Genomic DNA, 20,004 nt, shown 5'->3' on the forward strand with positions numbered 1-20,004 from the left:
CCGACGCCCCTCCCCGCGGCACGGCCCTGATTCTCAGTGAACGAGATCCACCGGGACAGAAGGCAAACTGGCCAACCTCGTGCCGGAAAGCGCGTCCAGTACCACGATGTCGGCCAGCCCGGAACGAAGCTCCGTGTCCGTCACCTGAAAGATAAGAGCATTGGGCTCATTGGGCTGGAGCTTTACCTGCCGGGACGCAGGGTCGTAACCCTGGTTGGCTGCGACCAGGATCCCGGCTCTCTTACCCCCCACGATAAGTTCGGCGGTCAGGGTCAGGGGTTCGGGCACCAGGCTCACGTAGGTAACCTGCACGCTGAAGATACGGTTGGTGATCTTCCCCGGCGGGAACGCGAGCGCCAGTTGCGGCACACCCTTTTGTTCACTCGGCGGCGCTTTCGCTTTCACCACAACTGAAACCACCGGGATCACCATTTCCTGCAATGTCAGGCCCCCGTGACAGTAGCCGCCGCCCCCCAGGATGAAGACGCCAAGCCCTACGGGAAACGCCAATTCGAGCTCGCCTGCGATCCCCAGTTTGACCGACGGGACCCTCACGAGATCGGCGCCCGTCCTCCCACCTCTCCCGGCCCAGGACCGCCGACGGAGGCAGACGGTATGCCCGCCCGGTGGCTCCACCTTGTTGGCCAGGTCGGCTTCGGGCAGGAAGAGGTAGCCGTGGTCGGCAGCGAAAACCTGACGCTCGAAGCCCACCCGCGCCAGCGCACGCGAAGCCCGCGCCAGATCGTCCAGGATATCGCTCATGTATTTGTGAGCCTGGCGATCATTTCCCCCCTCGCCGAACTCATCCAGCTCTCTAGAGCGCACGACGACCAGGTTCGCCCCTTCAAGCCTGCGCCCCAGTCTGCGGGTCGAGAGATCGAGCAGCTCGTCAAGCGTAAGGTCCACCGCGGATGGGTACCGGCTTCGTATCAGTTCTGCCCGCTCAGCAGGGCCCCCAGAAACCCGGCCCCTTACCAGCACCGCAAGCTTCCCGTTCCTGTCAGCCAGCTCCATTCCTTCTTCGGCACCCGGCATGAGAGCTGCCATTCCCACTTCGGTGATTCCGGGGAGGATGCCCAGGTACGGTTCGCACGCTGCTTCGCCATCACGCCCCAGGCGGCCGGCAAGGTCAACCCCCATCTCGTAACGGAGGGCGTCCACGAGGAAGTAAGCCGTCCTCTCTCGATCAAGGTGCGGGCGTACGTGCCGTTCAAACACCATGTGCTGCTGGGGCAGGCGGCTGAGGTCGAAGTCCTCTATTTGCAGCGCCTCACAAAACCCTTCGGCAAGGGCGATGACGGCCTGGGTATACGCCGCGCGCGCGGCCTCCGCGATGCTGCTGATGAAGTCCTCGTCATCGACGTACCGCAGTTGCTGCTCCAGCAGGCGGTAAGCGCTATCAAGCCGATACCAGCCCCCCGCAAGCCGGTTCCGGCTCGAGCCTGCGTAATTGCGGATCCAGTGCTCGACTGGTTTTCCCTTCGAGCACCTGACCTCCTGCCCCACCCGGGAAGCCTCCCGCAGCACTGTTATGGCATAAGTTACAGCGTTCCAGGCCACGTTGCGGACCGCCGTCCGCCGGACCCAGAAGCTACTCCGCGCCTTCTCCACCAACACCTCAGCTTCGTCCAACTTACCGCTCTCTATCATGCGGCCCGCCACCTCCAGGCGGGTACGCTCCTGGAACGGGAACGTATCGCTGCCCGCACCGGCCTCCCCGGCGGACGCCATAGCGGCCAGGTTGAGGTCGCGTTCGGTCGCCCAGGCCAGCGCAGCATAGCCTTCCGCGAGAGAACCGGTGTCCCGCATGTAGTGGCAGACGGCCCGGCAGGCCTCGACGTCCTGGGGACGCTCCGGAACAGGCACCTTTCCCAGGGACTCGCGTAGCCGTCCGGAGTGTTCGCCGAGATCGTGTAGCAGCTCTCCCAGCAACACGTACCGCGCGAGTGCCTGTCTCAGGCCAAGGGCATCGGCGGCAGGCACGTCGAGTCCGAAGTGGTCGCGGACATACCTGCGCATGTCGTCCAGGGCCTCCCGGTCGATCACTGCCTGGAGGGCACCGTCGTCAAGCAGGAATCGCGCGGCCACTTCGTGCGGACCGACGTCACCGAAGATCACCGCCACCAACCCACCGTCACTGCGCCTTTCTGCAGCCGCGTCGAGGTCGGCCAGCGTGACGGTAGGGTTCTCGAGGAGCGCCCTGATCTCCGTCTCGGGGAGGACCCCCCTGAGGGGCTCGCGCCCAAGCCCGGCCAGGTCTTCGCCGGGCCCGTCACCGAACCGACAGCCAGCCTTCCAGAGCGGCAGCAACAGATCGTCGTACTCCCTCGGACGCTCCCGGGGAACATACACGAGCAGCGTCTTTTGCCCCCCGACCAGGTCCCGGGCGTTGGCCAGCAACCAGCGATCAGCTTCGTGCCTCAGACGCAGCCAGGAGTCCTGCCGGGCAAGGACGGTCAGGCCGGGCCAACGTAACGTTTCGGCAAGCTCGCGGAAGGTGCCGGTCCGGTCGTACCACACCGTCAACCCCGCCCGCCGTACGCTCTCCTCGATCACCTTCCGCACGTGGTCGCTTACCCGGCCCATGTTCTCGTCTCCTCCAGCCCGATCACTGCCGCAGGTAACGTGTACCACGTCCCCTACCCACCGTACCCACAACTCCTCTGGCGGTCAAGCCCCGCAGGACCCGCGACAGTCCGCCACTGTCAAGCCCGGTCAGTTCCTGCAACTCGGTCCGGGATCGCGCAGTCCCAGGGGGAAGCACGTGGAGCACCCTCCGCTCCAGCTCCGATTCATCTGCCCCCCGCCCACTGCCGATGCTGACCGATGCGGCGCCCTTCGCCGAACGAAGCGGCCACAGCCGCCGCGCCATGGTTGACCAATCGTAACGACCGGCAGCCAGCTCTTCCCAGGTCCGCTCTGCCTCGCTCCACGGTACAAGCTTCCGCAAAGGAGCGACATTGATCAATACCCCGTCGTGCAGGTCTGGTTCGTACCCCACCTCTTTCAAGCCCGAAGCCGCCTCCGCCTTGAGACGCAGGACCTCCACCAGGCGGTCACGGAACTCCCCGATCTCCTCGCACAGAGCACGCTGCTCGTCGATCTTGCGCAGGAGAGAACGAGTTGCTGCACCGCCCCGCTGTCCACCGTTAGCCTGCATCATCAGGGCCTCAAGTGCCTGTTCCTCCCGGTCGAGGCGCGGCTGTACGTAATCATGCAGCACGGTGAACAGCGTGTCCCGGCTCAGGCGATGGTAGTAGAGCCAGACCCCGTACCGCCGGTTCGTGCTACACAGATACCAGTAGATGGGCGCCTTCCGCCGGCTCCGGGAATACCGCTTGATGTGGAAATCGAAGAACCCCCGGGGACTGCGGAAGAACTCCCTCAGGTCGCCCACACCCAGCATCTCGCAGGCCTCCCGCTCTATGGCGTGTGCGCGGTCCCCCCAAAGGTACTCGAGCACTTCGCGTACACGCGCGACTATGTCATCCCGGTGCCCCTCCTCGTCCACCAGGATGCCATTCCAGGCAATGCGGATTGGATACTCGTCATCGCTGATCGTTGGCTTCTTCACTACCCCCTCAGGGGGCAGATGAATAGCACTCGGCCGCGCACGCAACCACTCTTCGCTGACAATGCCCCCCGGCTTAGCCGGCAACCCGTCCGGCCCCACCAGCATCCCCGGCGGACACACCGGTGGCGGATCAAACAGATCGGGCAGCATCGGGGCCAAACGCGTCTCGCGGCCTACGCGCACGTCCCAACGCCCCATTGCGCAGCCTACACAATACGACAACAATCCCGCGAGCCATTCCTCTTCCCGAGGAGCGTTCGATCCGGGTGGCAGTTCTCCGCTTCCCTCTAGCGGCCCACTGTGGTCCTTCAGATTGTGGCTTACCGTCGTTTCAACCAGAACTCGGTCCTCAGGGGAGACCCGGTACGTGTTCCAGGAGACTTCGTCTACTTCGTCAGCATGGAGGGAGACGTGAATCTTCAGAGCCTCAACATGGCGAAACTTCTCGAACACCGTGTTCAGTGAATTCACACTCGCCAGCGTCTCCCACGGGGTGACAAACATACGCGCCAACTCATTCAACGTGTCCCCTTGACGAGCTAGACCCGCCAATGTCAAGCCCAACCGTGCAAGGTTCGGCCCCAAATCAACCGGGACGGGCGTACGTTGTATCACGCCGACCTCCCAGGACCCTACCGCCATCTGCAGGGAAACAAGAGTGCGGAACGCAGAAGAATTCCCAAGCGCAAGCAAGCTTGGGGCAAGCGCATCATCGAATAGAAACAGACCCGGACCTTTGTGCCCAAAAACGCACCCGCAAGGAAGCATCCGCAGGTTCAGACCCTTTATGGTGCGTAGGGTCCAGGTTAGGCCGGGCCGGAAGTAGTACCGCTCGTTGCGGATGAAGGCACGGGCGAAATGGCGGATCTCGTGGCCGTTGTTCTCCCAGTTCACAACGAGGTGGATGTCGGCGTAGTACGGGGAGTATTCCCCGCCCTTGGCGAAGAAGGCCCAGCGCTTGCCCGACGACAACTGCCTCAGCATCTCCTGGCGGAACTCGTCGTGGCCGGGGTACTTCCATCCGGCGGGGAACGGGCCACCCGCGATGGTTTCGGGAGGAACCTCCCAGGCGGCCCTGACGAAACGGAAGTCGTCCGCCGTGGCAAGGCCCTGCTTTACGGTGCCGGCGTAACCCTCGAAGGGGGGGAATTCCTTGAACTTGTTGCGAAGGCTTTCGCTGACCCAGTAGGCGAAGGGCGAACCCGGTACCAGGGAGAAAGACGCGGGACGAAGCCGGTAGACGTGGGGAGGCCGGTGACCATCGGCGAGTTCGGCAATCGTCGCTTCGAGAGCCGATGCCTTTTCGGCCGGATCGGTCTTGAGCAGCCGGACGAAGCACGCGCCGTCGTCCGGATCCTTGGTTCCCCTCGGGCGCTCCACGACGTACGCAGCTGCCTCCACCATGGCATCGTCCATTACCCCGAAACCGAGGTCGGCGAGAAGCTTGAACTCGCCCTCCTGGAGCAAGACCTCCTCGCGCCACCGCTGGTACGTGGTAAGGAAGAATCCCGTCCGGCTGGTGATCACACCCAGGCGCCCGCCTGGCGCGAGGAGTTGCAGCGCTCGTTCTACAAAGGCCGCGTAAATATCGTTTTTGCTCCGCGGGTACTTGCGCTGCATGTAGTCTTTGGCCAGCTTCGTCCCCTCTCCAAACGGCGGATTCATGAGAATCACGTCATAGTTCTTGGACATCACGTCAATGAAGGCTATGCCGGCCGCTGCGTCGTCACGGAACAGCTTCCGGGCGTATTGGCCGCCGTTGGCCACTGCCTCCGCGTGTTCTCTGAGTGCGTCCAGCAGTACTTCCTCCGCCTGCCCCCACGCCGAGTCGGGGTTGAAGGCGGCCAGCGGGAACTTATCCCGGTGCCTGTTGCACGTCGCCTGCACTTCCTCTTTGACCTGGAGGAGGCTTCCGGCCTCGGAGGCGAGCCGCATCATTTTCCAGACGTCTGCCGCCACGTCGTGCAGGCGAGCGGGAAGCCGGGGGAGGAACTCCCTCAGATTACCTGGCATGGGCTCCGCGGTAACCACGTTGGTCCGGGTGATACGCGGTCGTTGACCGCGGGGAATGCCCCACCAGAGGGGTGATCGCTGGGCCCGCAACCACAAGGCGAAGGCAGCGATCTGGGTGGCCCGCAGGTCAATGTCTACACCGTGGAGGTTGTTCTCCAGGATGAGCACGGGGATCTGGCGCCGGTATTCCGCCCGGTCGGGGAAATCCGCCCGGAGGCGCGGCCCCAGGTCGGGATCGTCGTAGGCCTCCTCGTACATTACCTCCAGCAGGTCGAAGCAGTAGAGCAGGAAGTGCCCGCTACCGCAGGCGGGGTCAAGGATGCGTATCTCGCGAGGGTCTTTCTTTGATCCGGGGCGGACCAACCGCGCGTCATCTTCCGTATAATTGCCGGTCCTGGCAACAGCCGCCGGGGGACTTGCGGTTCCGTCAAGGAATAGCTCGTCGGGGAAACGAATCATGAAGGTACACCGGTTCGCCAGCTCTGTCCGACCACGCCGCATTTCGTACCATAGTCGCCCAAGGGTGTTGTCGACCAGAAACCGCACCACGTAACGCGGAGTATAGAATTGATTGCGGATGGCCAGTTCGTAGGAGCTCCGGGGAACCTGGCTTTGCCTGGCCGCCTGTCGTTCCTCCCTGGGGGTGAAATACTGGTACACCCACCCGATGGTCTCGTCCTCCTGCCACGCCACATACAGTTCTGGAGAGGAAAGGATTTCCACGGCCCCGTCCACGGTAGCACCGTCGGGAAACACCAAAGAACCCGGGGTGCGGCGGTCAAACAGTACACCTACCTCTTCCCCCACCTCATCGAACAGGGCCTCGAGGTAATGGCGGTAGGCGCGCCAGACGTCTTCACCGAACGCGCCAGGCGCGATGCGGCGGAACAGTGCGAACCCAGCGGACGCCCGACCCCGCGAAACCGACTCGGGGATCAGGTCCCTCTGCTCCATCAGGCGTAACGCCACCAGGCGGTTCAGGTACGTGAAACAGATCTCCCTGGTCAGGTGCCTCACTGCTTCGGCAGCAGTATGGCCATGTGCTGCCTCGTGCTGCAGCACCTCCCGAAGTTTCTCCGCGACTCCCCGTTCCTTTTGGTCAAGGTGCCGCAGGGCCGCTACGGGGTCGGTGGTCCCGTCCCGCCGGATGCCGTAGCGTCCCTCAAGCTGGCGTGCGATGTCCTCGCTGAGTAACTCCCGACACCGGACCACGGCTTTCCTCAGTGCAGCCCGCACTGCCTGTTCCAAGGTGCCATCACTCCAGGATGATGCGTACACCTTCTTGGACGAGCTTAAGCAGGAAATCTCGCAACTGATTGACCGCCCGCTCCACATCTTCGGCGGTCGCCATCTCCCTGCCCACCACTCTGGTGACCTTCACCCGTTCCACCCGTTGCTCAGGAGGCGCAACCGCGCGGTGCAGATCGGCGAGAACGCGTTCCTTGGCCGCGGAGACGGTCTGTAACCTCAGTCCCAACTCCTGCAGGGTCGGGCCCGCCGTCTCGTGTGTCACCATCGACCGAGACGCGTCATCGTCGGCTGAGTGTGCAGGGGCCGGCGGGAGCAGCCGAAGTAAGGGGGACAGGACAGCCTGCTGGTCGGTCTCAGCGAGTTCGGGCCACCGGGGATGAGCACGCACCTCGTCCGCTGCGTCCTCCACGGCCTGGCACAGTCTTTCACGGAGCTCGCTGTATCTCGACTGGTAACGATCCTCGAGATAGCGGGCGTCGGTCGCCAGCTGATCCAGTTGAGTACAGAAACTATCGTGGGAGAGGACAGTGTTAATGCGCACAGTCACCTCCTCTACCCCGACGTCGGAGGGGTTGTCGGCAAGGAGCTGCTGTCCCAATACCTGCACTGCCCGCCTTGCGCGCCTCAGCGTGGCCAGGTTCCCCTCGGTCAGAGACTCGGCCATCAGGCGCAACCAGTCGCGGTCCTCCTGCAACGACTGCGCCTCGGCGGCCAGCGTACGCACGAGATCCTCATCGGAGCCGGAGAGCAGAGCCTGGTACGTCCTCTCGATTTCTCCCGCACGCTCCGCGCCAGGCAGGCTGACTGCGCGCAACGTGGCGGCCACGCGGAGCGCAACTTCCCTCTCGGCAGGAAGCCGCTTGCGCACAACCGCTGCAATGGCTCCCTCTTCAATATGCGGTGAATCTCCAAACAGCCGCTCCACCGCTGCTACCGCTGTCATCAGGGTGGTTATGTCGATGGCTTCCCGCAGTTGGAAGACCGAGCCTCGGAAGTTGGGCGTCTTCTCGAAAACCTCGATGACTCCCGGTTCGTCTCTCCTGCGCAATCGCCGGCCACCGTGCACGACCTCCACACGTCCCAGCCTGAAGGCTGCCGCCACGAAGAGCCGAACGGCGTCGCCGTCCCAACCGTAAGGGGGACGTCCAAAATGCTGCTCCAGAGCCTGGCCCGTGGTGCGTTCCCCAAATTGCCGCCGCCGGCGGATGAACTCGGTCACCGCCTCTAATCCCTCATGGTGCTGGTTGATGCGCCTCTGCGACCCGTGCACCTCTACCAGACCCAGGCCGCCACCCCCAGGGTACAGCACGGCGGGTAGCCCGGATACGTCAGCATCTTTCAGCAGGCGGGAGGCCTCGTCTCCTTTCAGCCTGACAGCTGCCACCCTGAACCGGTCATAGATGGCAGGTACAGCATCCTGCAGCACCCCTCGTAGTGCCTGGGCGAGATCGCCCGTAGTGCCCAGGGGGTGAGCCACCCCACGGAAGTAACACTCTCCACGCAGAAGGGCAGCGCGCAAAGCGGTCTCGAGCCTGGACTTGTTACGATCCCGCTTGGTCTTCTCTGCATTGAGGAGGGTGGCTTCTTCGCCCTTCACGTGCGGTCGGTCGCGATCCTGTATCATCTTCTCGGAAAGCGCGATGTCTCTCTCCAGCTCCTCAATATCCCTCGTGAGGGCCGCAACCCAGAAGATGAGGTTCTCGTTTGCCGTCTGTCTGCTAAGCTGGCGCTTGCTCTCCCGCTCGGAGTCAAACTGGGTTTCGTCAACCAGGAAAAGACGGATCTCCACGTCGCCCTTGCTCACGGCGCTTCCGTCCACCACCACGCAGGGTTTGAACTCCCGTAAGCCTTCCAGTTGACAACCCGGCAACCCCTCAGCGATAACGGCCACGACCTCACGCTCGATGCGTTTGACATCACCGAGGTAAACCTTCTGCTTGTTGCGTTCCTCCTCCCAACTCTTGGCGGCCGGGGTCAGTAATGAGTATCCTTCATCAGTCGCCTGAACTAACCGGGCCGCAACCAGCCGATCTAGGGCCTGTTCGACCTCGGACTTCACAGAAGGTGCACCCAGGGCCGGGTAGAGCACGGCCGCCAGGTTTTCAACGGTACGGGCGGGATCCTTGACGTACTCCAGGAGCGTAATTGCCCTGCCAACCCTGCTTTCCATGGAGCCAACACCGAACGTTCTATCGATCTGGTCTATATCCTGTCGTTTTTCCGAGGCGATGAGCCCCTCCAGCAAGGGGTAGAACATATCCAGCGTCACCAGGTGACCGATCGGCTGCGACGCCAGGTTCACGTGCTGATGAATAAGAACCTGCTGCGCCAGCTTCACTATGGTCCGGATGGCGCCACCGGTTTGAAGCGCGGTTGCTTGAGACCCGCGCATGCCGCCCACTATACGGATCAGGAGGTCGATCTGGTACGGCAAGAAGGGGTACAGATTGACGAACTCAGCCCGGTCGAGGGGTTTCGCGTAAACGTCACTGTGCAACTTGGCGTTGACCTGCAGTTCCGCGCAGTGACGATTATAAAGGCCCTCTATTATTGCTCGAGCCTCCGGCTTCTTGGCCAGGATGCGCCGGCTGGTCACCTCAAAAATGTCACTGGGAGCGAGGTCCACTTCTATCTCGCGCGGGAAACGACCCCGAACCCGTGCCAGTTCCACGCGCCGCTCATCGAGCTGACTTACGATTACGTCCAGCTTCTCCTGGGAAGTGGCCACGAACCAGGCCCGACCGCGGCCGACGTGGCCCAGTGCCTGCACGAGGCCCTGCACGTCAAGCATCTTGTCCGTAGAACGAGCGACGTATTGCCCGACCTCGTCAGCGACGAACACTACGGCCCGCGCCTGCGGAAAGCGCCGGGCTACCAGTTCCATGGCACGTTCGGCTACGTCGCGCGCACCGAGGTCTGCTTTCTTATGCCCGCGGGCCCAGGAATCGACCGACGGCCAGGTGTGAGGATCGAGTATGTGCATTATGCGGCTCGCCCTACCGAAGGCCACTGCCACGTTGGCCCTTCCCTCCACCCAGGGGTGGCCGAAGGTCTCAAAGTAAAGCCGCTCGAATTCTGCCAGGCGCCCTTCCCTTTCCAGATTGATCTCCAGTTCGGCCAAATCCAGGTCGTGCGAGTAATGGACGGTACGGAGGAGGGCCCGATAGGCCACCAGGGTTATCTTTTCTTCGCCCACCCGGACCAGGGGGTCCTCGGCCATGTCGAAGAATACGACGAGAGTAGGAATGTCCCGCCTTGCGCGGCCCAGCAGAACGCGCACCCGATCGTCAGCCAGGCGATCCGCCAGCCGGTCAGCGGCAGATATGCCCAGGATCGGCCGGTCTGCCAGTGCCAGCCCGAGGTACTTGGCAAACGACGACTTGCCCGAGCCGAAGAAACCCGACACCCACACTCCAATACCCTCGTGGGGCTTCAATGGGGTCTCCACATAACGCTCTAAAACTCGCAGATACGCGTTCCTGATGGCCGGTGTCGCTACGTACTCATCCAGCTCCTCTGCGACGACGGTCTCGTCCGTCTGGTGGAGCTTGATGACTTCCTCGATGCGCCGACGGATGTCGCGGGCGAAGAGTGACTCGATAGTACCTGCCGGGCTCATGGCGTTACACCTCGCACAAGATGTTCGGACGGTAAGTGGGGTCCGGTGGGAATACACCGAGAAAAGACAGCCCCACCGCGCCCTCCAGCCTCCCCGGATAGAACAGGATGGTGGGTATGGCCACCTTGCCGTGCAGGCGGTTGAGGATGGCCGAGCTTCGGAAGAAAGGGAACAGGCCGCCGGTCTCGACGAGGAAAGCAATATCCTTCTGGGGATCCAGACCCCGCAACCTACCCGCTATGGCCTGAACGAAAGTCTCTCCGCGCTCCATCAGACTGTTCACAGCCTCGACGACCCGGTCCACCCCGGCCAGCCCCTCGGAAGAAAAGAGGCTCTCGAGATCGTCGTCACTTTCAAGGCATTCCCACATGACCTGAGTCAGGGAAATGACAGTGACCCTTCGACCCGCTTCCTCAAGGCGTCTGCCAAGCAAGGGAACCTCACGCCGCAGCTGCAACTCTTCGCCGGGCTCGTACCTGAAGATCGCGAAAGGAAGATCGTGGTAGCCACTAAGTGGCTTCCGGGCCAGCAGGTGCTCCTCCACGCACCGGATGCGCGCCTGCAGCGATGACATGGGCAACCTCCTCCGCACCGTCATAGGCCCAATCAATGCAGACCACCGACCCGGCCTGCTGCAAGGTAATCAACCCTTCCTGCTGGACCTCAGCCAGGACTTGCCTCAACTGAGCTTCACCGACCAGAAAGAGCCTCCACACGGATGACTCTACCAGTTCGACCGGTGTAACCCCCCGTCGACGCAGGTCGTATGCCACGATCGCCGCTACCTCCCACGGAAGCCGCATACCTCGTATCCGCTTCCGGGTTCTCCCCTCCAGCACGCCGAAATCCCGCAGAGCCGCCAACAGCCCGCGAGCAGTCTTCCGGCGGATATGCTCAGACCAGGTCCCCCGCATCCTTCCCCGGACAGCGAGTTCGTTTATGTAATCGAGCACATCGTCGGTGGTCACGTACACTCGCCCTTCGGCCCACAGATCCCACAACCGTTCTACCACGAAGTCGAAAAGCAACCGCTCGGCCAGGGCCGTCCAGTAGTAAATGAGCAGCACAACCACATCTCGGGCGATCCCTGCTTCGATCAGGACCTTCAGAATCCGTGCCGGTTCCTCCCCGTGCTTCAGGAACCGTCGACGAAAGACGCGCGTCAGCACATCCCGGCTCCGGCTCCTAGTCGACTTCGCCAGCATGTTTTGCGACGCCACCCGTTGGCTGAAGTCAGTAAAATCCTCCTCCGGTTGCCACAGCCGGAGCAGGTGGAACGTCTCCCCCAGCAGTGCCCCACCCTTCATCAAGTTGCTCGTATAGTCCCCGGTAACCAAGGTCTTCGTCATGACAATCCTATGTAGGGAACCACCAGCCTGCCCACTTCACCTAGAACGTGAGCAGCGGCCAGGCGCCTCCCCCAGAGCACACGCCCTTCCTCCGTCCGCAGGTTCCCCACCGCCACCTTGCCGATGCACACCGCCCTTTCCCCGACGTCCCCCAGGTGCTCTCGCACCCACGCGATGTCCCGGGGTTCGCAGGTCCCCGCACGCACCAGGATCGACTCCACGTTCGCGCCCGATCCGGCCACCTCCCGCGCGTACTCATCCGCGCCTTCAACGCCCTGCACTAATGATCGTGCCTCGTCCGCGCCCAGCTCTTGCCGCAGGTCACCAGTACGAAAGGCCAAGTCAAAGAGGGTCATTGAATTTCCCGGGGGAACCAGGCCCCGGCATGCCTCACGGGCGGCGGTACATGCCAGGAACAGGCTCTGGATGGCCCAGGTATGTGGGAAGGTCCGCCGCAAGGCCTCCCTCCCGGCCCACGACAGCGCCTCCGAGTCCCACCAATTGAAGATGTCCTTCTCCCCAAGGCGGGCCACCAAGACGGCGACTTTCAGACACGCACCCCGCACATCAATCGGTATGTCCCGGGTCATCCCCCTGCCCCCACCCACCGTTCGGGTCCCGAAGCCTCCCTCGGCCATCCCAAGCCGCCATCGGACAAGTCTTTCTCCAAGACCCGCTGCCTTCCCTCCAGAACCCATAGAATTCACTGCCTCCTGGTGAGGCTGCATGGTTCGCGGGTGGCACGCATTGTCGTTGACCCCGGCGGCCAAGTTCCGGCACCGGCAGGAAGGTCATGCGGCCCAGACGGATGAGCGTGGTGGCGGCGTGCCAGCCTGTCCCCGCGCGCCAGAGCGCCGGGGTGGAGCACGGTCATTCCCACGCGGCGGGTCAAGAAATCGAAGGGGTAACTGACCTATATCCCGTACCCTTCCTCCCGACGCCTGTACCGCCCCACCCCAACCAGCCCGCGAAACGGCGTGCTGCCCGCCGCGCCCGACATCCCGCTCCCCCTCCTTGCCCGGCGGGACCGCAGACTGTCCCCGTTCAGACATTTGCCGGTTCGGGCGTCCGCCCCCCCTGTACCCCCTTACCTGCCGCTGCTCCCCGAGTCCTCCCGCCGAGAGTCGCTCGGGGACCCGGACAAGCTACCCGCAGGATCTTGATGGCCACCGCCGCCAAAGCCTGCTTACCCTTGAGAGGATTGCACGGGCGCATGGTCAGGGCGGCGTACAGCTCCCGAAACTCACGGTTCTTCGCTACCGCCACCAGGGCCGCCAGGTACAGGATGTGCCGCAGGCCAGGACGACCACGCTTGGAAATCATGCTCTGGCCCTTCCTCTGGCCCGAACTCTGCTCAACCAGGTTGTACCCGCAAAGCTTCCTCTGCTTCCAGTTCTTGAACCTGCGGAGATCCCCGCCTCGCCCAGAACAGTGGCTGCCACCACGGGGCCAACCCCAGGAATGCTCATGAGGAGCTTTGCCTCGGGCAGCTTGTCCACCAGTTCAGGCATCCGCGCCTCTACAACCTCGAACTGCCGCCGATTAAAACTCCACCTCGTCTAGGCAGGACGATAGCTTCCTCCGCGCTCCTTCAATGCCCACCTTCACCCCCACCGACGCCGGAGCAGCCTCCATCAGCCTCTTCACCCGCTTCATGCCCACCCGGTTCCCCGCCGCCAACTTCAGGCACGCCGCCAGACCTTGGGCGTCACACTGCAGTACATCCTGGGGGAAGGGACAGTACCGCAGCACCCACATGGAGGCCTTCCCCAGCAGGTTCTTGAACACCATGTCATACTCCGGATTACAGCTAAACTCCCGAAGCAAGCTCCTCGACCTTGACGCCGCGGCTGACCAGGTAGTTCTTGATGGCGTCCGGGTCGGGGAAGTGTTTCTTTGCCAGTTCCAGGTGCTCCTTCACGAGAGCGGGGCTGGTGCCGGTGATGCGGTGCATGGCCTTTTCGGGGACGCGGTAGTACACCAGCATCAGCACTCGGTCGAACAGGCGCAGGTAGGCGTCCACGGAAGAGGGGGCATGGTAGATCCTGCGCGCGATCTCGGTGGTGGAAAGACCCTGCAGGGCCAGCTCCACCACGATCGTCTTGTGCGTCAGCGTCCTGCCCATGTCCAGCACGGTGCCGGCCGTGGGCAGCAGCACCCCGAACCGCTCCTGGTACGCCTCCAGGAGTTCGCGGATGAGCCCCGGGCTGATGTGCAGGATCCACTCCAGGTCCACGGTGGTGAGCACTCCATCCTGCCGCCACGCCTCGGCCGTGATGCGCTCGAGCTGCCTCATTTTCAGCCGCTTCAGTTCCGCCCTGCTCGACGGCGGGCGCTCCATCTCCTCGGGGGTGAGGAGCGTGAGCACCACGGGGACGAACAGGCGTGGGTCGGTGCGGCGGCTGCGGTGGGTACCGTGGGCCAGCCACACCACCTGCCCGGGCCGCAGTTCCGACACCTCCGGGCAGCACCAGGCCCGGATCTCGGCCGCCGTCCTGACCAGTCCCTCGGCCTGGGCGGGCTTGCACCCGTACTCCGACTCGAGCTTGCTGACCAGGAGGGTGAGGACCTCCCTGGGCGGGTCGGCGGCCTCCGGCCTCCTGGGCACCTGGGGCAGCTGGTCGGCGGAGATGGGTTCCTCGGGGAGAAAGCCCTGGCCCTTGGCTCCCCGCTGCCTGGCCAGTTCGCCCTGGTCCAGGAGTTGCCACACGTCCTGCACGGTGGCGGCGGGGTTTTCCGCCTGCAGCCGCTCGAGTTCCAGGTGCTCGATCTGGCGCTTCACCGCCTCCACCCTGAGCTCCCCGAGGCGGGAGATGGTCCCGGGATCGAGCAGGGGCAGCCTCACGTTCTGGCCCTGGTAGGTGACGAGCATTTCGCCCGGCCTGACCCGCTCGATCCCGTGCTGCTTCTCCCAGGCCTCCATGGCCTCGTTGGTCATCCGGGCCACGGCTTCCGCGAGGTATGACTGGGGAGCCAGTTCGAACCGCGCCCTGAGGTGGGACACCTGGACTGGCAGAAGGTCCCTTGCGGGAAGGGTCGCGTACCTTTCGCTACCCTTCCGCTCTCGGGTCACTGTATCTCCTCCCTTTGCGCCCCCTTTTTCTCCGGGGGGTGGGCCTCGGCCATCCGGCGGATCCTGGCCATGCGGAAGATATAGTCGTCCGTGGCCGTGAACTCCCGGTAGAGGGCCGCGTACTTCTCCACCAGCCTGCGCGACCTGCCCACGGCCATCCTCACCGCGGGCACGGGCATGCCCAGGTCCAGGCAGTAGGTCACGCGGGCAAAGTCGATCAGGTACCGCTCGATGCTCTCGTAGCTGTGGCCGGTGCGGCGCACGATGTCCGTCTCCGTGTAACCATCCATGTACAGCCTGATGATCTTCTCCGCGTGCGACAGCGTGGGGCCCATGTCGGCCACCCGGCCCCGGATGGGCAGCACCACCTTGGGGTGCTCCTTCATACAGTCGGCCACCGCGTCGGTGGACAGCCCCACCAGGAAGCCGAGGTCGGCCAGCGACAGGGCCACGCCCTGGGCGTAGGCGGAGGTGGCAAGACGCTCCAGCCGCGCCCACTTGAGCGCCTGGGGACTCTCCCGGTTCACCAGGGCCCAGTCTTCCGGGGTGACGTAGTCCAGGATGACCTCCCGGAGCGTGCAGTCGCGCAGGCTCTTCCCCGGGGGCTCCGCACTTGAGACCCCGAAGTACACCACCTGGCCCGAGGCCCGGTGCCGGCGGGAGATGCGGTAGGCGAGGTCGCTCACCTCCTGGCAGAACCGCTCCGAGGAGGCGGGGGTGTACCCGTGCCGCTGCCTCAGCAGGGCTAAGAAGGCTTCCCACTCCTGCCCCGGGGGTGCTTTGGGCGGAGGCAGCACACCCTTTCGGGGCACCCTCTCCCGGGCACCGTCTTTGCTGTCCCGGTAGCGGGCCCAGAGTCCCAGCCAACCGGCTGTTGGATGTCACGTAATTCACCCACCTGGCCCCCGAAAACGCCAAGTAATTCACCCACCCGACGCCAACTAATTCACCCGCCTGGTGTCAAGTAATTCACCCACCCCTGCGTCAGGAAATTCACCCACCCACCCCGCAGGACATGTGGCGCACAGAGGAAAACCTGCCCACCTTGGAGCCCGCCCAGAGAGGAGGAGCCCGAGGTGGCACGGAGGGAGTTCACTGTGCGCGACATCGTGGAGATCTTCGAACACTGGCAGACGGGAAGGAGTATCCGGGCCATCGCCCGGAGCCTCGGCCTGGACCGCAACACGGTGCGGAAGTACGTCAGGGCCGCCGAGGACGCAGGCTACACCCCGGGGGTGCGGCGCTCCCCCGAGGAGTGGGCGGAGTTCGTGCGCCAGCGCTTTCCCCGGGCGGCCGACGACCGCTTACGATCCAGTAGCTTCACCAGAGTGGAGCCGTACCGGGAACAGATCCAGAAGGATCTCGCGGAGGTCGGTGCCGTCAGCATCGTGTGGCAACGCCTGCGGGACGAAGCGGGCCTGGATGTGAGCTTGAGCACCTTTCGGCGCTACGTCCAGGCGGCGCTGCCCGGAACCGTCTCGCCCGCGGACGTGGTGATTTGGCGGCCGGAGGTGCCTCCTGGGGAGGAAGTGCAGGTCGACTTCGGTCGGCTGGGCATCTGGCGCGATCCCGTTACCGGCAAGCGGCGGATGGCATACGCGTTCATCATGGTGCTGGCGTACAGCAGGCACATGTTCGTTCGGGTGGTGTTCAGCCTGGACTCCCGCATGTGGCTCACGTCCCACGTAGTGGGGCTGGAGTTCCTCGGCGGGGTCCCCCGCCGCGTCGTGCTGGATAACCTCGCCGACGGCGTCCTCAAGCCGGACATCTACGATCCCAGGTTCAACAGAGCCTACGCTGAGCTTGCGCTTCACTATGGGTTCCTCATCGACCCCTGCCGGTCAGGGCACCCAACGGACAAGCCTCGGGTGGAAAGAGGTGTGCGCTATGTACGTGACAATTTCTGGCGGGGAAGGAACTTCCTGAGCCCCGATGAAGCCAACCGGGAGGCGGTGAGGTGGTGCCTGGAGGTGGCGGGACGGAGGATCCACGGGACCACCCGGCAGCGCCCTCTGGAGTTGTTCGAGCGGGAGGAACGGCAGCACCTGTTCTCCCTGCCCGCCGAGCCCTGGGAGATGCGGGAGTGGACGACTGCCAAGGTGGCGCCGGATGCCCACTGCCACGTGGCCAAGGCCTTGTACTCGGTCCCCTGGCGGCTGATCGGTTCGGAGCTCTCGGTCTGCGTCAAGGAGAACACGGTGCAGTTCTTCAAGGGCGAGGAGATCGTGAAGACGCACCCGCGCGTGCCCCCGGGCAAGAGGCAGACCGACTTCGCCGACCTGCCGGAGGACCGCATCGCCTTCTTCCAGCGCACGCCCCAGTGGTGCCTCAGGAGGGCTGGGGAGATGGGACCTCACGTGCGGGAGGCCGTGGCCCAGGTGCTCTCGGTGAACACGCTCTACAACCTCAGGCAGGCCCAGGGGATACTGCGCCTGGAGGAAAAGTACGGGGCCAGGCGCCTGGAGGCGGCCTGCGAACGCGCCCTGGCCTACGGTGACCCCAGGTACCGCACCGTGAAGAACATCCTGGCCAACGGGATGGACGGACGGCCCATCGATATCAGAGAACAAGACGGTAGCCGCTCGGTGGGAGCATTCCTGCACGGCCAGCAGCATTTTGCCCTGCCGGCGGCCGGAGGAGAGTGAGAGCATGAAGGTGCACCAACTGGAACCCAAGCTCAAGGCGCTGCGCCTGGGAGGTATGCTGGAGTCCCTGGAGATTCGTCTCGACCAGGCCCAGAAGGGCGAGTTGGGATACCTCACCTTCCTGGAGATGCTCCTCGAGGATGAGATCGGCCGGCGGGCCCAGAAGGCGCTGTCCCGCCGGCTGGTGAGGGCACACTTCGAGGAGGTCAAGACCCTGGCCGAGTTTGACTTCTCATACAACCCCAAGATCCCCGCGGCCACAATCCGGGACCTGGCCACCTGCCGGTTCATTGAGCGCAAGGTGGGAGTGCTCATTTACGGCCCCGCAGGTACGGGCAAGTCGCATGTCGCACAGGCCTTGGGGCACGCTGCCTGCCAGCAGGAATACGAGGTCCTCTACACCAAGGCCCCGCGGCTCTTCGCCGACTTAGGCGGGGGTCACGCCGACGGCACCTGGGAGTCCAGGCTGCGGCGCTACCTGCACCCCGACCTGTTGATCCTCGACGACTTCGGGCTGCGGGAACTGGGCGTGCAGCAGGCCGAGGACCTGTACGAACTGATCTGCGGGCGGTACCAGCGTGCTTCCACCATCGTTGTTTCCAACCGCGCTCCCCAGGACTGGTACCCGCTGTTTCCCAACCCGGTGTTGGCGGAGGGGGCCCTCGACCGGCTGGTGAACAGCTCCCACCACGTGCTCATGGTGGGCAAGAGCTACCGGCCCATGCGCAGGCCCGACCGCGTTCAGCAAGCAGGCGGTGCCGGCACACTGCCGGAAGCTTCGCCATCGCCACCCACACCCCCTCACCACCCGACCCCGCTTCCCTGCGATCAGCAGATGGAGGACCAACTGGACCGGGGGGTGGTCACCATGGTACAAATAGGGTAGGCCACATGTCCCGGGGTGGGTGAATTATTTGAAGCACCCCCGGGTGAATTTCTTGACCTCTGACACCGGCCACCACCTCGGGGGGCTCGTCGATCGCTTGGGCGATCTCGTCTGCGGGCCGGTCGGAAAGGGCCACCGTGTACTGGAACCCCAGGTACCACCGGTTGAGGAGGTGCCGCGACACCGCCAGCTCCCGCCGGATGGTGGCCGGGTCGTCCCCCCGCAGGTAGCGGTCCACGGCCAGCACCGCCCGCGGCGTGGTGAGCCTCTCCCGCATCTTCCTGCTCATCCCCGCCAGGGGCAGCAGGCAGCCCTGGTCCCAGAGCTTGCTGAGCCTCTCCCGGACGCCCTTGTGGCTGAGGGGCCAGAGCAGGCACAGCCTTCTTTCGTCCAGCAGGGCGTCCTGCTCCCAGGCCTCCTCGATGGCCCGGGCCATCCTCCCCAGCACCATCACCGCCACCCCGAAGTCGGCCATGAGCTCGGCATCGTCATCGGAGAACACGGTGATCGCCACCAGCTTCTCGGGCTGCCCAGAGCGCCCCCGCCGCATGAAGCTTGACCGGCCCGCTATGGCAGGGAGCTCGATCTGGCCCAGGCCGCGGGAGAGCAGGTGTCCTTCGATCAAGTCGAGGGTGTCCCGGGCCACCATCTCGGCTTCCTCCAGGGAGATCTCCCGCCTGGCCCGAATCTCGCTGGTGAGGAAGGCCAAGAGAGTCTTGGCCTCCACCGAGGCTGCCTCAGTGCGGATGCGCTGCCTGAAGAAGGTGGGGCGCCCCACTTTCACCACCCCCGGTAACCCTTACCACACCCGCAGAGGCTGTACCTGCCGGCTGCTTGAGCAGCCGGCCCCCCGGAAACCCGCTCCGCCGGTCGCGGGTTTCCGGGCTCACATTTCATGTCGTGGTTCCAGGCGACACTATCAGGTTTTCAAGGTGCAGCGGTCAGCCTGTGATCCCTTCCCGCATTCGGGAGCTTGGCGGTAGTAGGGGGAAGTACTCGTCCAACACGCTCCTGAGCCTGTTCACCGCCGAGTTGAGCTGCCGCTTCAGGTGAGAGCGCTGGCTCACAAGCACCCTCAAATCGGCGTAGACACCATCGGCGAAGTAAGAACGCAGGAACCGGCCCTGCTGCACCAGGCTGGCCACCACCAGGGCATCCTTGCGGTCGCTCTTCATCTGACTGTTGTCGTCCAGTTCCTTGCTCTGCTTCACGTGGTACGGGTTGACGAGCACCACCCGCGCACCCTGGGAGTGGAAGTGGTGGGCAAGCGGCTTCCAATAATGCCCGGAAGGTTCTACCCCTACGATCACTTTGTCCAAACCCAGCCCCTGCGGGGCCTCCGCGACCACCTGGCTAGACGGGAGAAGCCCACTTTGCTATTCTCGAACCGCACGGGCTTCACCAAGTCCCGGCCCCGCGGTCACCCTGGCCCGGTGTGAGTGCTTCGCCACGTCCACCCCCACTATCACCGCCGCCTCCGACACCTCCGCCAGCTTGATCGCCCTCGCATCCATCGCTTTCTTCGCCTCTTGGTTCCCTGGGTTGTTTGGCTTTGCATCCAGTCTTACCAGGAGGTTTCTTTGCGCGTCGACCT

General features: G+C 64.1%; 14 protein-coding genes and 1 pseudogene. 2 read left to right on the forward strand and 13 right to left on the reverse strand.

The window, feature by feature from the left end; all coding sequences use genetic code 11:
* Positions 1-33 precede the first annotated feature (33 nt).
* The 10 genes and pseudogenes from QME70_04015 to QME70_04060 form a co-directional block, all read right to left on the reverse strand.
* Positions 34-2,586 carry a PglZ domain-containing protein gene (locus tag QME70_04015; GenBank protein MDI6893771.1) on the reverse strand — a complete coding sequence of 851 codons (2,553 nt, stop codon included), beginning with the start codon at positions 2,584-2,586 and terminating at the stop codon, positions 34-36.
* Positions 2,587-2,608: 22 nt separating this feature from the next.
* Entirely contained in the window at positions 2,609-6,835 is a 4,227-nt protein-coding gene (pglX, locus tag QME70_04020; GenBank protein ID MDI6893772.1) for a BREX-1 system adenine-specific DNA-methyltransferase PglX, read from the reverse strand.
* A gap of 7 nt (positions 6,836-6,842) precedes the next feature.
* Positions 6,843-10,457, reverse strand: coding sequence for a BREX system P-loop protein BrxC (brxC, locus tag QME70_04025; GenBank protein MDI6893773.1), 3,615 nt, complete (start codon positions 10,455-10,457; stop codon positions 6,843-6,845).
* Positions 10,458-10,461: 4 nt separating this feature from the next.
* The gene (locus QME70_04030; GenBank protein ID MDI6893774.1) at positions 10,462-11,031 is read right to left on the reverse strand and encodes a DUF1788 domain-containing protein; all 570 of its coding nucleotides are present in this window, start codon (positions 11,029-11,031) and stop codon (positions 10,462-10,464) included.
* Positions 10,967-11,806 carry a DUF1819 family protein gene (locus tag QME70_04035; GenBank protein MDI6893775.1) on the reverse strand — a complete coding sequence of 280 codons (840 nt, stop codon included), beginning with the start codon at positions 11,804-11,806 and terminating at the stop codon, positions 10,967-10,969. Before QME70_04035 ends, QME70_04030 begins: the two co-directional genes overlap by 65 nt.
* Entirely contained in the window at positions 11,803-12,396 is a 594-nt protein-coding gene (locus QME70_04040) for a BrxE family protein (protein MDI6893776.1), read from the reverse strand. The genes QME70_04035 and QME70_04040 overlap by 4 nt, the downstream gene beginning before the upstream one ends.
* Positions 12,397-12,850: 454 nt before the next feature.
* A pseudogene (locus QME70_04045) lies at positions 12,851-13,210 on the reverse strand (transposase).
* A 138-nt stretch (positions 13,211-13,348) separates the two neighbouring features.
* The gene (locus QME70_04050; protein ID MDI6893777.1) at positions 13,349-13,594 is read right to left on the reverse strand and encodes a hypothetical protein; all 246 of its coding nucleotides are present in this window, start codon (positions 13,592-13,594) and stop codon (positions 13,349-13,351) included.
* A gap of 22 nt (positions 13,595-13,616) precedes the next feature.
* Positions 13,617-14,879: a DUF1670 domain-containing protein gene (locus QME70_04055; GenBank protein MDI6893778.1), complete on the reverse strand. Its 1,263-nt coding sequence runs from the start codon at positions 14,877-14,879 to the stop codon at positions 13,617-13,619.
* Entirely contained in the window at positions 14,876-15,691 is an 816-nt protein-coding gene (locus QME70_04060) for a DUF1670 domain-containing protein (protein ID MDI6893779.1), read from the reverse strand. Before QME70_04060 ends, QME70_04055 begins: the two co-directional genes overlap by 4 nt.
* 264 nt (positions 15,692-15,955) lie before the next feature.
* Between QME70_04060 and istA the strand changes: the two genes are divergently transcribed.
* Positions 15,956-17,524 (forward strand): IS21 family transposase, encoded by a 1,569-nt coding sequence (istA, locus tag QME70_04065; protein MDI6893780.1) that lies wholly within the window; start codon positions 15,956-15,958, stop codon positions 17,522-17,524.
* Positions 17,525-17,528: 4 nt separating this feature from the next.
* Positions 17,529-18,410, forward strand: a complete 882-nt coding sequence (gene istB, locus QME70_04070; GenBank protein MDI6893781.1) for an IS21-like element helper ATPase IstB — start codon at positions 17,529-17,531, stop codon at positions 18,408-18,410.
* On the opposite strand, the gene QME70_04075 is transcribed toward istB, so the two are convergent.
* The 3 genes from QME70_04075 to QME70_04085 all read right to left on the reverse strand — a co-directional run bounded on the left by QME70_04075 (position 18,388) and on the right by QME70_04085 (position 19,924).
* On the reverse strand, positions 18,388-19,194 hold the full coding sequence (locus QME70_04075; protein ID MDI6893782.1) for a DUF1670 domain-containing protein: 807 nt from the start codon (positions 19,192-19,194) through the stop codon (positions 18,388-18,390). The two genes, istB and QME70_04075, sit on opposite strands and share 23 nt — an antisense overlap.
* Positions 19,195-19,351: 157 nt before the next feature.
* Positions 19,352-19,720, reverse strand: coding sequence for a transposase (locus tag QME70_04080; GenBank protein MDI6893783.1), 369 nt, complete (start codon positions 19,718-19,720; stop codon positions 19,352-19,354).
* Positions 19,721-19,786: 66 nt separating this feature from the next.
* Positions 19,787-19,924 (reverse strand): hypothetical protein, encoded by a 138-nt coding sequence (locus QME70_04085; GenBank protein ID MDI6893784.1) that lies wholly within the window; start codon positions 19,922-19,924, stop codon positions 19,787-19,789.
* Between the last annotated feature and the right edge of the window lie 80 nt (positions 19,925-20,004).

This window comes from Bacillota bacterium, from assembly GCA_030019365.1.
Lineage (GTDB): Bacteria > Bacillota > Sulfobacillia > JACIYH01 > JACIYH01 > JACIYH01.

Excerpts from the sequence above, each read along its gene's own strand:
- QME70_04085 (MDI6893784.1), bottom strand. The coding sequence starts at position 19,924 with ATGGATGCGAGGGCGATCAAGCTGGCGGAGGTGTCGGAGGCGGCGGTG.
- QME70_04040 (MDI6893776.1), bottom strand. The coding sequence starts at position 12,396 with ATGACCCGGGACATACCGATTGATGTGCGGGGTGCGTGTCTGAAAGTC.
- istB (MDI6893781.1), top strand. The coding sequence starts at position 17,529 with ATGAAGGTGCACCAACTGGAACCCAAGCTCAAGGCGCTGCGCCTGGGA.
- QME70_04015 (MDI6893771.1), bottom strand. The coding sequence starts at position 2,586 with ATGGGCCGGGTAAGCGACCACGTGCGGAAGGTGATCGAGGAGAGCGTA.
- QME70_04035 (MDI6893775.1), bottom strand. The coding sequence starts at position 11,806 with ATGACGAAGACCTTGGTTACCGGGGACTATACGAGCAACTTGATGAAG.
- brxC (MDI6893773.1), bottom strand. The coding sequence starts at position 10,457 with ATGAGCCCGGCAGGTACTATCGAGTCACTCTTCGCCCGCGACATCCGT.
- QME70_04030 (MDI6893774.1), bottom strand. The coding sequence starts at position 11,031 with ATGTCATCGCTGCAGGCGCGCATCCGGTGCGTGGAGGAGCACCTGCTG.